17 protein-coding genes and 1 pseudogene are annotated in these 12,668 nt (G+C 50.9%); 7 read left to right on the top strand and 11 right to left on the bottom strand.

Annotated features, from left to right (window positions below):
- Nucleotides 1-17: 17 nt before the first annotated feature.
- A complete protein-coding gene (locus BM331_RS01755) occupies nucleotides 18-452 on the top strand; it encodes a glycine zipper family protein (RefSeq protein WP_074926455.1) in 435 nt (144 codons plus the stop codon).
- A 205-nt stretch (nucleotides 453-657) separates the two neighbouring features.
- On the opposite strand, the gene BM331_RS01750 is transcribed toward BM331_RS01755, so the two are convergent.
- From BM331_RS01750 to BM331_RS12340, 3 genes and pseudogenes are all read right to left on the bottom strand, one after another.
- The gene (locus BM331_RS01750; protein WP_074926454.1) at nucleotides 658-2,274 is read right to left on the bottom strand and encodes a dihydroxyacetone kinase subunit DhaK; all 1,617 of its coding nucleotides are present in this window, start codon (nucleotides 2,272-2,274) and stop codon (nucleotides 658-660) included.
- Nucleotides 2,275-2,364: 90 nt separating this feature from the next.
- Nucleotides 2,365-2,486: pseudogene (locus BM331_RS12100) on the bottom strand (IS5/IS1182 family transposase); the annotation flags it as partial.
- A gap of 565 nt (nucleotides 2,487-3,051) precedes the next feature.
- Entirely contained in the window at nucleotides 3,052-3,189 is a 138-nt protein-coding gene (locus tag BM331_RS12340) for a VOC family protein (protein ID WP_371265325.1), read from the bottom strand.
- Nucleotides 3,190-3,379: 190 nt separating this feature from the next.
- Between BM331_RS12340 and BM331_RS11540 the strand changes: the two genes are divergently transcribed.
- Entirely contained in the window at nucleotides 3,380-3,586 is a 207-nt protein-coding gene (locus BM331_RS11540; RefSeq protein WP_143100911.1) for a hypothetical protein, read from the top strand.
- 296 nt (nucleotides 3,587-3,882) lie between these two features.
- Here the strand turns inward: BM331_RS11540 and BM331_RS01730 are convergent, their stop codons facing one another.
- From BM331_RS01730 to BM331_RS01700, 7 genes are all read right to left on the bottom strand, one after another.
- Nucleotides 3,883-4,470, bottom strand: coding sequence for a HepT-like ribonuclease domain-containing protein (locus BM331_RS01730; RefSeq protein ID WP_074926448.1), 588 nt, complete (start codon nucleotides 4,468-4,470; stop codon nucleotides 3,883-3,885).
- A gap of 79 nt (nucleotides 4,471-4,549) precedes the next feature.
- Nucleotides 4,550-4,954, bottom strand: coding sequence for a hypothetical protein (locus BM331_RS01725; protein ID WP_143100910.1), 405 nt, complete (start codon nucleotides 4,952-4,954; stop codon nucleotides 4,550-4,552).
- Nucleotides 4,951-5,625, bottom strand: coding sequence for a hypothetical protein (locus tag BM331_RS01720; RefSeq protein WP_074926441.1), 675 nt, complete (start codon nucleotides 5,623-5,625; stop codon nucleotides 4,951-4,953). The genes BM331_RS01725 and BM331_RS01720 overlap by 4 nt, the downstream gene beginning before the upstream one ends.
- Nucleotides 5,626-5,741: 116 nt before the next feature.
- Nucleotides 5,742-6,185: a hypothetical protein gene (locus BM331_RS01715; RefSeq protein WP_143100909.1), complete on the bottom strand. Its 444-nt coding sequence runs from the start codon at nucleotides 6,183-6,185 to the stop codon at nucleotides 5,742-5,744.
- Between the two features lie 67 nt (nucleotides 6,186-6,252).
- Nucleotides 6,253-6,699, bottom strand: coding sequence for a hypothetical protein (locus tag BM331_RS01710; RefSeq protein ID WP_074926437.1), 447 nt, complete (start codon nucleotides 6,697-6,699; stop codon nucleotides 6,253-6,255).
- Nucleotides 6,700-6,746: 47 nt separating this feature from the next.
- Entirely contained in the window at nucleotides 6,747-7,019 is a 273-nt protein-coding gene (locus BM331_RS01705) for a hypothetical protein (protein WP_074926433.1), read from the bottom strand.
- A 75-nt stretch (nucleotides 7,020-7,094) separates the two neighbouring features.
- Nucleotides 7,095-7,718, bottom strand: a complete 624-nt coding sequence (locus tag BM331_RS01700; RefSeq protein ID WP_256214768.1) for a GFA family protein — start codon at nucleotides 7,716-7,718, stop codon at nucleotides 7,095-7,097.
- Nucleotides 7,719-7,831: 113 nt separating this feature from the next.
- Here BM331_RS01700 and BM331_RS01695 point away from each other — a divergent pair, with 113 nt between their 5' ends.
- Entirely contained in the window at nucleotides 7,832-8,821 is a 990-nt protein-coding gene (locus BM331_RS01695; protein WP_074926427.1) for an integron integrase, read from the top strand.
- Between the two features lie 135 nt (nucleotides 8,822-8,956).
- Here the strand turns inward: BM331_RS01695 and BM331_RS01690 are convergent, their stop codons facing one another.
- A complete protein-coding gene (locus BM331_RS01690) occupies nucleotides 8,957-9,505 on the bottom strand; it encodes a DUF924 family protein (protein ID WP_074926425.1) in 549 nt (182 codons plus the stop codon).
- A 297-nt stretch (nucleotides 9,506-9,802) separates the two neighbouring features.
- Between BM331_RS01690 and BM331_RS01685 the strand changes: the two genes are divergently transcribed.
- The 4 genes from BM331_RS01685 to BM331_RS01670 all read left to right on the top strand — a co-directional run bounded on the left by BM331_RS01685 (nucleotide 9,803) and on the right by BM331_RS01670 (nucleotide 12,626).
- Nucleotides 9,803-10,162 (top strand): hypothetical protein, encoded by a 360-nt coding sequence (locus tag BM331_RS01685; RefSeq protein ID WP_074926421.1) that lies wholly within the window; start codon nucleotides 9,803-9,805, stop codon nucleotides 10,160-10,162.
- Between the two features lie 84 nt (nucleotides 10,163-10,246).
- Nucleotides 10,247-10,537, top strand: coding sequence for a PepSY domain-containing protein (locus BM331_RS01680; RefSeq protein ID WP_074926418.1), 291 nt, complete (start codon nucleotides 10,247-10,249; stop codon nucleotides 10,535-10,537).
- A 68-nt stretch (nucleotides 10,538-10,605) separates the two neighbouring features.
- Complete coding sequence (locus BM331_RS01675; protein WP_074926415.1) at nucleotides 10,606-11,292, top strand: response regulator transcription factor; 687 nt, start codon at nucleotides 10,606-10,608, stop codon at nucleotides 11,290-11,292.
- Nucleotides 11,292-12,626: an ATP-binding protein gene (locus BM331_RS01670; protein WP_256214767.1), complete on the top strand. Its 1,335-nt coding sequence runs from the start codon at nucleotides 11,292-11,294 to the stop codon at nucleotides 12,624-12,626. The genes BM331_RS01675 and BM331_RS01670 overlap by 1 nt, the downstream gene beginning before the upstream one ends.
- Nucleotides 12,627-12,668: the final 42 nt, after the last annotated feature.

Raw genomic sequence — 12,668 nt, 5'->3', positions numbered from 1 at the left:
ATCAGGAGTGGAATACTATGATCAGTACATTGGGAAAAATAGTGGGAATCGGGATAGTACTATCAGGACTGTCTGCCTGTGCGAGCTATCAGCCTGTGCTGTATCCCAATGCGTACTATCAATCTGTTGGAAAAATGGTTGCAGACCAGGATATCAGGGGGTGCAGACAACTGGCTGAATCAGCCGGAGCAAGGGAAGGAAGCGGAAATGCCGGCAATACAGCCAGAAGAACAGCCGTTGGTGCAGGCGCTGGCGCGGCCAGCGGTGCCGTTGGCGGAGCCATTGCTGGTGCAGCTGGACGTGGCGCTATGGTTGGTGCTGCCAGTGGCGCTACCTGGGGATTATTGTCAGGCATGTTTGGTTCTGGTACGTCGCAGCCAGCTTCAGCCTATATGAATTTTGTAAACCGCTGTTTACGTGAAAAAGGTTACGAAGTGACTGGCTGGCAATAAGCTGATGTCGCTTCGTGGCGCGGTTTAATTCAGGCATTAGGTTTCATGAGAAAGCAGTACCACCTTCGAAATAGCAGGCAAGGGTTTTGGCCTGGGACGTTAACAATCTCATTCGTCTGACAGCGGATCTGATGGTGGCGTGGTTTAATGAAACCGGACTGTCTGGTTTCATTACATGTTTTAAATAGATGCTGACTATCTAAAATTAGGCCAAGTGTTCAAATAGTCGCGCGACCGCCTCAGCACCTGGATCAGCGTGACCGACCCAATGCTTGGCATTGACATAGGAAGCGCGACCAGCATTCGCCTTACTCATGTGAGCAGTGCGATCGGCACCCGCACGCGCGGCTTTCGCCGCTGCGGATAGGCCTTCTTCCAGGACATCAAGAGCCGGCGCAAGGGCATCGACCATGGTGCGGTCACCCGGACGTGCCCCGCCGATCTCCCGCATTCTCCGCAGTCCGGCCTGCAACGCTTCGCACATTGGCAAGCCGCTTGACGCGGCTTCGCCCGTTGCGGCGAAGAAGATCGCGAGGAGCACACCGAACGAGCCTCCCATGGTTTTGGAAAGCTCCAGGCCAATGGCGCGATAGAGTTGGGTATGGTCGGCAAGCGGCAATCGGTCCATGGCGCTGATCAGGGCGCGTGCCGCGCCGGCTAGCGTGCTTCCGGTGTCGCCATCGCCTGACTTCGCATCGAGCGCGTTGAGGTCATTCTCAGCGGCGATCAGAACCTCGCAGCATCTGGTCAGGAACTCCCTGGTCGGCTTGTGAATAGAGGGCATCGGAACGACAGGCGTCAGGCCGTCCGGAAGCGCCTGAATCGCGACCTGGCCCAGCCGGGAGATCCGCGGCCATGCTGCCAGCGGCGTGTGCTGCTTGAGCAGGGCGATCTCGGCATCGTCGGCAGGATAGACCGAAATCGAAAAGCCGTGCATGTCAAGCGATGTCATCATGGCCGCCGGCCCGATGACGTGGGTTATCCGCTCGCCAATCTCTGATCGCCGGATTTCGTTGAGGACGATCAACATCTCGATGATCGATGTGCCGCCGAGATTGTTGACCATAGCGACATGCGGCTTTTCTTCCATTGTAACTGACAGGTGCTCGACCATGGCAGAGACAGCTTCGCTCGCATCCTTGAACTCGACCTGCTCAACCCCGGCTTCACCGTGAATGCCAAGCCCAAGCTCGGCCATGCCGGGCGGGATGCGATCCTCCTTTGGCGAACCTGGGATGGTGCAGGTGCTGAGCGACATGCCAATGCTTTTTGTCTTTGACACGACCTTGCGTGCGGCTGCGGCGACGTGCGCCAAGTTGGCACCATTCTCGGCCAACGCACCGGCTATCTTGTGGATGAAAAGCGTGCCAGCGACGCCGCGGGCTTGGGGCAAGTCTGGCAACGCCACATCATCGTCGACGATGACTATCTCGACAATCAAGCCAAACTGGCGAGCGCGCTCAGCCGCCAGCCCGAAATTCAATCGGTCACCGGTATAATTCTTGACGATGAGCAGGCAGCCGGACGATCCCGTCACGGCAAGGATGCCTGCCAGTACCGCATCGACTGTTGGCGAGGCGAAGATGTCGCCGCACACCGCAGCCGTCAGCATCCCTTCCCCGACGAAACCCGCATGTGCCGGTTCGTGGCCCGATCCGCCTCCCGAAATCAACGCGACCTTGGACTTGTCCCAGTCATTGCGTACAACCACCCGTATATGCGGATAGCCGTCGAGCCGCGCCAGCTTACCGCCAGACGCCGCGACCAGACCATCGACGGCTTCGGTGACGATGCTTTCTCTGCTGTTGATGAACTGGGCCATGTTTTCAGATCTGTTGCAAAAAATAATTTATGAGAAAAAATGAATTTAAAAGTTATTAAAAAATATTTAGTTAAGGGTCTTAGAGCCTGTTCAAAGTCTTTTGAGTAGAACGGCCAGGAAGGCCAGGTGGATAAACTGCAAGCTGGTGTTGATCATTCGTTCACAGTTTTCTTCCACAGTCTTTTATTCTTTTCCAGCCAGGCGAAACCTCGCCAACCTGATTTTTTTAATGCCCGCTCCAGCAGGCTCACTCCAGATCGTAAAGTATGCATGCACCACTTCGGAAAACCGTCCGGCAACAGGTGCACCTGCTCAAACTGCTCGCGACTAATGTTGCTGGGATAGTGTTTTCTCATCCAGGGAGTATCTACCAAGAAAAAGATTTTGAACAGGCGGCAATTGAAATATGGGACGATTCCTCACAAAGTAAAAACCTTGAGTGTATCTAGGGTGTAACAACATGCATCTCAAACTGATGTGGTTTAATGAAACCGGATAATCCAGTTTTACTAAACCACGTCAGTTTGGCGAAAACTCTGTAGTGAGGCCTAACGCCTGAATTTAGCCGAGCCGCGAAGCGGTATCGGCTTGAATGAATTGTTAGGCCGCGGGCTTCTAGTCACGAACCGCTGCTGCTTCAATTGCAGCGATGTCAATTTTCTTTTGCTTCATCACGGCTGCCATCGCTTTGGCAGAAACATTCTTGTCTGCATTCATCGTCAATTCCGTCAGTCTTCTCGGGAAAATCCGCCACGAGACCCCGTAGCGATCTTTCAGCTAGCCGCAGGCGCTTTCCTCGCCACCATCTGCGGTCAGCGCGGTCCACAGTCGATCAGTCTCGGCCGTTTCGACCGAAATCGATATTGCCTCAGTTGAGGTGAAATGTGGCCCAGTGTCGAGAATCTGGTAAGGCACCCCGCTGAGCGAGAAATCAATTACCGAGAAAGGGCCGTTTCCCGCATCGCCAGAAAAGATCCTCTCGACTCGGCTTCCCGGCCTCACCCGTCTCGGAACCAGAGACAAGTGCGGATAGAGCTGGACATAGTGTTACTCTTGGTGTGAGTAGGTCAATTACTGCGGCATAACGCTTGAGTTGAGCGGCGGCGTGGCCGTCCGCCTCGAACGATTTGTTAGACCTGTAGTCGATGGTGAACTGATCTCCATCAAAGAACGTAAGTTGCCCAATGACATCTGGCTTTATATGGAAGGTCTTGGTGATCTTGCTGGCGTCCCAACCCTGATTTATCGCCAGAGTGTTCTGTGCAGTAGTTACGACGAGGCGGATAGGAAGCGAATCGGCTTGAGCGAATAATAGGTGCTTCCGGAGAAGGTTGTTGCCGGCAGAATTATCCTCCCAGCGCGACAGGGTATCCGTGTAACGGAGCGTCTCTTTGTCGAAGTGGCTAAAATAATTGCTCCAGCAGCTAATCACGATTGCACCGTCAGCTGCTTGTGCGGAAGCGGCCGACATAGGATTGACCAGCTTCGCGCCGTATTTGGTGAAACATTCGGAGAACGATAGTTTTGCCGTACAGACCTAACGTTTGACATGGGAGACGTCCACAAGCAGGCGAAGCCTGATTGTGGACGTCCCCCTTGATGGAAGGGTTAGGAGGCTGGCCGCGAACTTGGCAGCATTTCGCAAAAGAGCCAAGCGTCATACACAGTGATCTTCTCCTTGAGTTTGTCGGTCGCTCCGCCGCAATCGTCGTTAGCAGAAGCAGTGCTCAATTTGCTCCACACATAAGTCGCGTCAACGGCAATGACACGCGGTTGGGCCGCAGGCAAAGCTGAGGCAATTTCGTACAACCCAAAGCCAATGACGGCAAGCTCCAACAACTTCGGGAACAGTTCAAGCTCATCATTGACGACCTTATTTTCGTGTGTTGAACGGTTTCTCAATACAGCTAGATTAACCAGTCTCTCAGCAACGACGGTTGGAAACACGCCTAATGCAGCCGCCTGCTGAAACCGCAATCGGTATGTCTTCTCGGGCCTATGGCCACGAGCAGTGAGTTCATTTGAAGCAAGCTTGAACGCACCTTCAACAAGTTCATTGAGATAGCTGTACGAAGCCCGACGCGCCAAGCTATTGGTTCGATACTCTTCTTCGTTCAGCGGAGCTATCTCACGAAGCACAGTCGTTGCGAAGTGGTAGAACTCGGTCGGCGCAACAAGAAGCGGCAGCAGCGACACTTGGCCTCCTAACGCCTAGGTTCCAGCCGACGTGACCGCCTTCGGCGGTCACGTCGGCTGGAACCTATTGTTATACGAATCACTTCGCTTTTTGGCGCAGTTCTTCGATCGCCTTGGCATTCGCCTCAATCTTTACTTGAATAACTGCTATATCGCGCTCGATCGAGGGCACGGACGCTGACGATGACTTAGCTTCTGAGACGCGATCAGACAAATTGTTTACGCGCTCGGCGAGCACAGACACGTTCGATGAAAGCCTTGAAACAGACTCTTTCACAGTCCATGAAGAACTGAAGTACCCGATTACGCCGGTTAGCGCCATGCCCATCATAGCAATCAACGCCTCCGGCTTTTTCCACCAACTATCTTCCGAATTTCCCTGAGTACCAACCAATGGCGTTGGAGGAACAGCTCCAATTGGTCCCGGTGAAGATGATGATGCGGGAGGAGCCGACACAACAGACGATGATGTAGACACTGTCATGAGATGAGTGCCTCGATCATTTCCTCCGAGATGCGGCCAGACAACTCAGTCGATAGCTTCTCAAGCTCTTGAAGTGACAACAGTTCATTCACCACAGGGGCGTTGTTGATGTCGCGCTGTACAAGCACTCCGTCTATAGTCTGTCCATTGAAGATCAGCTGATTCGCCCCAATTTCCACAACATCGTTGATGACTTTTTTCTGGACTGAAGATTGCGCGTTGTACCTGAGACTGAGTTCGGCAACCGACTCAACAGCGTTGCTGAAGTACTTCTTCCTTATGGTTGAAACGGCATCGTTGTCCTGCTTGAAGTAGCGAGCTATCAAGCCAAAGCGAATGACATCCTGCTTTTCAAAGACATACTTTGAGAAAGCGGCAACCTTAATGTTGAAGTCTTTAAAAATGTCCTTGTTCTGCTTTTTGTCATCGGAACGCGAGAACAGAAGGTCAATGCGAGATCTCGATATATTACAGCTGTAGCCGTCCTTCTCTGATCTAAGGGTAACAATAGGAATTTCCGGCGGGAGTTCCCTTGGCACCGGAAGCATGGACGGCATTCCGTCGAATAGATTAATCATGCGCTCATTCAGCCCAGAGAATGCCGTGTCTGGACGTTCAATAATGTCGCGGAAGAAGAGTGCAAACTGAATTGTCAGTAACCGCGTTTTCATATCCCTATCAATCCCTTTTTCGTATAACGTGGAGCTAACCTGCTCCGGAGCGCGCAGCCGTTGGGCGTCAGGTTGAGCGCAGAGTTAGGCGTCATTGACGTTTGTTGCTAGAGGTTTCATATATATTTCTGCTGAATTTTCTCGGTCCATCTCTGAAACAGTGGCTCAGAGCCATTCATAGTCTGCACGCACGGTTCAAGGTATCTACTTAATAGCAGGGACATGTTGCTGTAGTTGTATTCAATAGTCTTTTGCATATCTTTTATGCTTACTTCGATGCGCGCTAGCGTAACTTTCGTTGCTATTTCTTGCGAGCGACTCTGCTTAGCCACCACGAGAGAAAATTGTGCGGCATAATTCGAAGCGTCTTTGAACTTCGCTGCCTCAGGCCTTTTTCCTGAGCTCAGAAAAGCTCCCTGAGCAATGGCGAAAAGGGCCGAGCATTCGGCATGCTCAGTTGCAACGTTGTCAGTGACCTCTGCCGTCATTGCTTCAACTGATGGCTGCGCAGCTGAACCAGCGCTGACCAACGCAAGGATCGCTGTAATGAGTGCGCGCATACGTTTCCCCATGACGCTTAACGTTTCAGTTCACTGGCGCGCTTGCGCGTCAGAGTGCAACGACGTGTTATGCATAAATCTTGATCGCAAATGTGCTAGCGATCACAAACAAAATGCCAAGGCAACATAAAGCGACCATGATACCTACAATCTTGCCGCGGCGAAAATACTGTGGCATGGCTATCGCCTCAAATTCATTTGAGTTGTATTTCGCAAGTGTGCGCTCCATTTGACCAATTCCTTTTAGCACCCCATAGCCGACCACGATCATGATAAAAGCAAACAATGTAGACACGATAAGGCTCACGATAACAAGTAGTCTCTGTTCGACGAGAGGTAGTTTGGCAGTATAGAGATAACCGCCAATAGCAGCTAAGATGGTGAAGTAGTACGCTACTCCTTTTGTAAGAAGCTCCCCTGTTTGAACAAGCGAGCGAAATTGGAATTCGTAATAGATTTCCAGCGACTTTCTCGTGTGGGCTTTCGCTGCCTTTTGCTTATCTGACTGATGCATAACGCTGGAGTTAAGCGGCGGCGAAGCCGTCCGCCTTGAACGAAATGTTAGACATGCCCACCCAAGTTGAGGACACAAGGCACAACTGGCTGACCTGCCGCGTGGCAACTCACGCCGGCCGACCAAAGCGGTTGCGCGAAACTGCCGAACACAAACCCAAGCACAAGCGCCATGATGAGAAAGAACCCGATGCGATCGCCCGGACGTGCCTCACGCTTTGACCATGCACCAAGCCGCCTCACTTGATAGCCGATGAAGTAGATGACCGGCAGGGTGATTGCGAAGACAAACGAAAGGACGCCTATTTCAAAGTGCTGCATACACTGCTTCCTTGTGTGGCTAACGTTTGAGTTGAGGGGCGCGAAGCCGGCTTACCGTCCCTCTCGAACGAAAGGTTAGGCATCGGTTACCTGTAGAAGCGAGATGAGCTCCAAGAGGTTTGGCAACTCGTCATAGCAAGCTCCCTGAAGGAGGGCGGAGTTCCATGCGGCTTTGGAAGCCACGCATAGATGGGCAACGATTTCCAAACCGCCGTTGCCGCCAAGCAGCCCAGCAGGAACCCAAAAGTAAGGCAGGTTCCTAAGCGGATTCGGAACGGGAGAGCCGCAGATGGCACAAAAATCAGAGCGGAACCCGGATTCTTTCTTCCACGACGAGATGAGCCCTGCACCGCCAAGCCACCGAAATTTTTCGCTCGGAACAATTGTGGCGGCATTAGATAGCGAACCGCCTTGCCTTCTGCAAAGGGAGCAATGGCATTGGTAGAGCTTGAAACGCTCGCCAACAATTTCAAACTCGACTTGTCCGCAGAGGCAATGACCGTGCATAGGATTCCTGATGCCTAACACCTGAATTAAGCCGCAGTCTTTGCAACAGACTGTGGTGAACTTGGCTGCAGATAGCTTTGACCCAAGACCAGGCAAGATAGAGAGTCCTTCCTCATTGCCGCCGTAAGTGCTTGTTGGGACGCTACGGAACAGTTGTGTGCTATTGCATTCTGGGCATTTTGCTTCTTGCATCGATGTCTCCAACACACCTAACGTTAAGTATACACCGCAAGCGGTGTATACTTATTTGCAAGAAGGTGTATAACAAATTTATTATTTGGTAACATGATGAATTTAAAAGAAGTATGAATAAAATGCCACCATCTCCTGCGCCGACTTCACCCAAGTTACTTGATCAGCTTCGTGATAAATTGCGCTTAAAGCATTACAGCATAAGGACTGAGGTGCAATATGTCCAGTGGGTACGGCGCTTCATTTTATTTCATGATAAACGGCATCCACAGGAGATGGGGGGCGGGGAGGTTGAGGCTTTTCTGACACATCTTGCTGTATCGGGCAGGGTGGCGGCATCAACACAGAATCAGGCACTTTCAGCTTTGCTGTTTTTATATCGGGAAGTGCTGGAAATCGATTTGCCCTGGTTTGACAACGTGGTGCGAGCAAAGCGGCCGGCACGTTTGCCAGTGGTGCTGACGCATAATGAGGTACAGGCGGTATTGGGTCGGATGGAAGGAGCACATGGTTTAATGGCACGCTTGCTGTATGGCACCGGTATGCGGTTAATGGAATGTGTACGTTTGCGGGTTAAAGATGTGGATTTTGAGCGAGCTGAAATACTGGTGCGCGATGGCAAAGGGGCGAAAGATCGGGTAACAATGTTGCCGCAAAGTTTGATCCCGATTTTGAATGAGCATATACGACACCGGCGATTGCTCTACGAGGATGATCTGGCTAAAGATATGGCCGCAGTGTATTTACCAGATGCACTGGAGCGAAAATATCCCAAGGCGGCGACTGACTGGATTTGGCAGTATATTTTTGTTGCCAAGAGCTATTCAGTTGATCCGCGCAGCGGGGTAGAGCGACGTCATCATATGGATGAAAAATTGCTGCAGCGTGCGATGAAGAAGGCAGTGCTGGCAGCGGGAGTGACCAAGCCGGCCACACCACATACCCTGCGCCATTCCTTTGCCACGCATCTTTTACAAGCTGGCTACGATATTTGTACAGTGCAAGAGCTATTGGGGCATAGTGATGTTACCACCACAATGATTTATACCCATGTACTGAACAAAGGTGGTAAAGGCGTGGTCAGCCCGCTGGATCATCTGTAAAACTGATTATTCAGAATGTTTCCAACTGCTTAACGCTTATAGGCAGTTCAAGGACAAAGTTAGCAAAAAAATGGAAGTTTTTGAGCAAACTTTAAACGCAGAAATGGCAACACAGGTAGTTTTTTACAGGCCCCATTAGAAATGTGAGAGTGGTTGCTTCAGAAACGCTACTTCTTCTGGTGTGGAAATTCGTCCCAGAATTTTATTTCTGTGCGGGTAGCGGCCAAAATGGTCGATGATGGCTTTGTGTCGCTGCTCGTAGTAGTAGCTTCTTGCCGAGGCGAAATCCTTATGGAGTGCTTCTGCCACGACATGTATCTGCCGCGATTCACTGTGCATGTAAGGAAGTAGCAGGAAACCACATTGCTTCTGATTCAATGACTTTAGTGCGCCGGATACGACAGCTTCCTGGGCAAGCGCCAATGCCATGGGGTCTTGGGGAAATGCTTGTGGGGTATCGCGATAAGCATTACGCGAAAATTGATCCAGCACGATGATTTCAGCAAGGCGGCCTGCTGCAGTCGTTCGCCATGAAAACAGCTCGGCAGCAGCGGCTTGCTGGATCAAACTGGAGAAACGCTGGCGGATCAGTTCATCAAAGTTTGCATCAGCGGAAAACCAGAGCTTTTCCTCGATTTCATGGAACCAGAATGACAGAACCTCTGTGTATATTTTTATTTCCATGTTGTCGAATTTCGAAAAGTTAACGTGCAAATCTGATATCCGGAATCATTAAATAACTATACCCGGTTTCAACGCTGCCTGAATGTGTGTGATCCGGTTCACGGTTCCCCCAGGTCATCTCAAAAAATGGGAAAAATCGGACTGTGATTCCAGCGAGATGTGGTGCTTAAAACGATAGAGATTATTGATGATCGAGTAGTGGGCAAGTTTTCCTATTCAGCTTGGGTTCAGGCAAAGTGACGTAAATTGACATCATCAGGAATTGGCCTGAAAAGAACAATACCAAGGAGAAATACCATGAACGTCAAAACTAAAAAGCTGATCGGCCTGGCGTTAACTACATTGCTGACTGTCAGTCTGGCAGTTCCCTCTTTGGTGCACGCCGATAGAGGGCATCGTGGCCACCATCACCATGACCACCATGACCACCATGATCGCCATCGACACCATCACCATAATCATCATGACCATCATCGTCACTCTGGTGGACAGGTGCACATCTACAGCCAGCCACCTGTCTATTATCAACAGTACTATCCGCAGCCGCAGTACAACTATAACAACAATTATTATCCACCTGCTCCAGTGTATGTTGTTCCGCCCCGAGTGAATATGGGGATCAATACCGGAAATGTGGATTTTATGTTACGTTTCTGATGTGAAAAGCGGTGCCGGGTATCCATTAAAAACTTATCCTGCTCCCGCTTGATTTTAATTATCGGCAAGCAAGGATAAGGGGTTATGAAAGGATGGCAGCAAGCGTTACTGGTTATGTTAATCATGATTGCTGCGCTGTCCGAAGCCGCTGCTGGCCGCCATAATTCAGCCGGTGAGCACAACAAGGCAGGTAATTCAGCAAGCGGCATTTCAGAACAGCGAGCGATCGCAATTGCACAACAGCATTTTAGGGGACGTGTGCTGGCAATCAACCGAACTGATAACCTCTACCGCATCAAAATACTTAGCGACCAGGGCATGGTGCACACCGTTCTGATCAATGCACAGAATGGCGCGGTTGTATCCACGCATTAATCTTCAAAATGAATTTCATGATTCAATCCGGCGCATTTTGTTGTCATCGTATGCGACAGGGGGTTTGAATGCGCATTCTGGTTGTCGAAGATGAACTCCTTTTGCAAAACCAGATTCGTCAGCAGCTGGAAGCGGCAGGCTACATGGTTGATACTTGCAATAATGGCGAAGAAGGGGGGTTTCTCGCGACAGAATACCGTTTTGATGCTGCCATTATTGATATTGGCCTGCCTGGTAAATCCGGCCTGGATGTGATCAAGGCGCTGCGACAACGGGGCAGTCTGCTGCCGATTTTGATCCTGACTGCGCGCAGCAGTTGGCAAGACAAGGTACAGGGCCTGGAAACGGGTGCGGATGACTACCTGACCAAGCCGTTTCAAATGGAAGAACTGCAAGCCCGGGTTAAAGCATTGTTGCGCCGCGCCAACGGTATCCCGCAAACCCTGCTGGAATGCGGCCCGATCGTGGTGGATGTCACAGCACAACAGGTTTCCGTCAATGGTGTGAGTATTGAATTAACCTCATTTGAATACCGCCTGCTGGAAGAGCTGGTACGCCATCGTGATGAAGTACTTTCCAAATATACGCTCGCTGATGCTCTCTATCCACATGACGAAGATCGAGACAGTAATGTGCTTGAAGTCATGATTGGCCGATTGCGGCGCAAACTCGATCCTGATGGCACATTAAAGCCGATTGAAACCCTGCGCGGGCGTGGCTACCGCTTCGTACTGGATTGTAATAAATCGGCATGATGTCACTTAACCAGCGTGTTCTGCTCAGTGCCACGCTGGTATTACTGGTTTTTATTGGCGGCATTACATTCACACTGGATCGTGCTTTCTACGACAGTGCACGTATAGGGGTGAAGGATCGCCTGTTTGCAAAACTGTTAATGTTGATGGGTGATGCCGAAGTGGAGGACGGTGAGCTGGACGTGCCGGTTAATCAGCTGGATGTGGAATTTGAACACGTCAACTCGCACACTTATGCCTTCATCATCGGCCCTGCCAACACTGTTATTTGGCGTTCCATCTCGTCATTGAATAAACTTGTTCCGACTATTGCCCCTCTGGGACAGGGAGAAAAAATATTTGAACAAATCCTGCTTAATGACGAACCACATTTTATTTACCGTTACGGCATTGCCTGGGAAACCCCCTCCGGTGATTATCCGCTGACTTTCAACGTTATTACTGATACCACGCTGCTTGATGCTCAGATAGAGCGTTATCGTGAAGATCTATGGGGCTGGCTGGGTGTCATGGCGATTGTTCTGCTTGCTGCACAGATGCTGGTATTGCGCTGGGGGCTGCTGCCCTTACGCAAAGTTTCCGTGGAGCTTGCCGCAATTGAATCCGGTCGGCAGGAAAATCTCAAGGGTATCTACCCCAGAGAGCTTAGATTGCTGACCGACAGTATCAATTCCTTGATCACCCACGAACACAAGCAGCAAAAGCGTTACCGTAACGGCCTGGCTGATCTGGCACACAGCCTGAAAACACCACTTGCCATCTTGCAGGGTGCGATTCATGGTGAGGATGAGGAGGTAATCCGGCATAAAACGATTCAAGAACAAATCGATCGCATGGATAACACAATCCAGTATCAATTACGCCGTGCTGCCACTGCCGGCAGTTCACCCGGTATGGGGTTACTCTTGCTGCGCCCGATGATCGACAGGATCGTCAACACGGTGACCAAAGCCTATCGCCACAAGCATCCGGAGATTACAGTGGACATTGATAGCAGCATCCGTCTGCGCATTGATGAAGGTGATTTGATGGAGCTGTTCGGAAACCTGATCGACAATGCATTCAAGTGGTGCCGTCACAGCATTCATTTATCTGCCGGTTATCAGGGAGATCAAGTAGAGATTCACATCAGGGATGATGGTTCAGGCATTCCGTTGCACGAAATTACCCGTATTCTGGAACGTGGCGCCCGCGCTGATCAGTCCACTTCCGGCCACGGCATCGGCCTGGCCATTGTGCGGGACATCATGCAGGTATATGGGGGTGACCTGTTAATTGAAAACCATCCTGCTGGGGGGCTCAGCGTCATACTGCGCTTCAGAAGAAGTAAATAACAGTTAGCAAAGTCATATCGCGTCTTGTGTGCCAGGCTCTGT

Source organism: Nitrosomonas eutropha, assembly GCF_900116685.1.
Classification (GTDB): domain Bacteria; phylum Pseudomonadota; class Gammaproteobacteria; order Burkholderiales; family Nitrosomonadaceae; genus Nitrosomonas; species Nitrosomonas eutropha_A.
The sequence above is the reverse complement of the archived record's forward strand: the minus strand, read 5'-3'. Positions and strand labels throughout refer to the sequence as shown.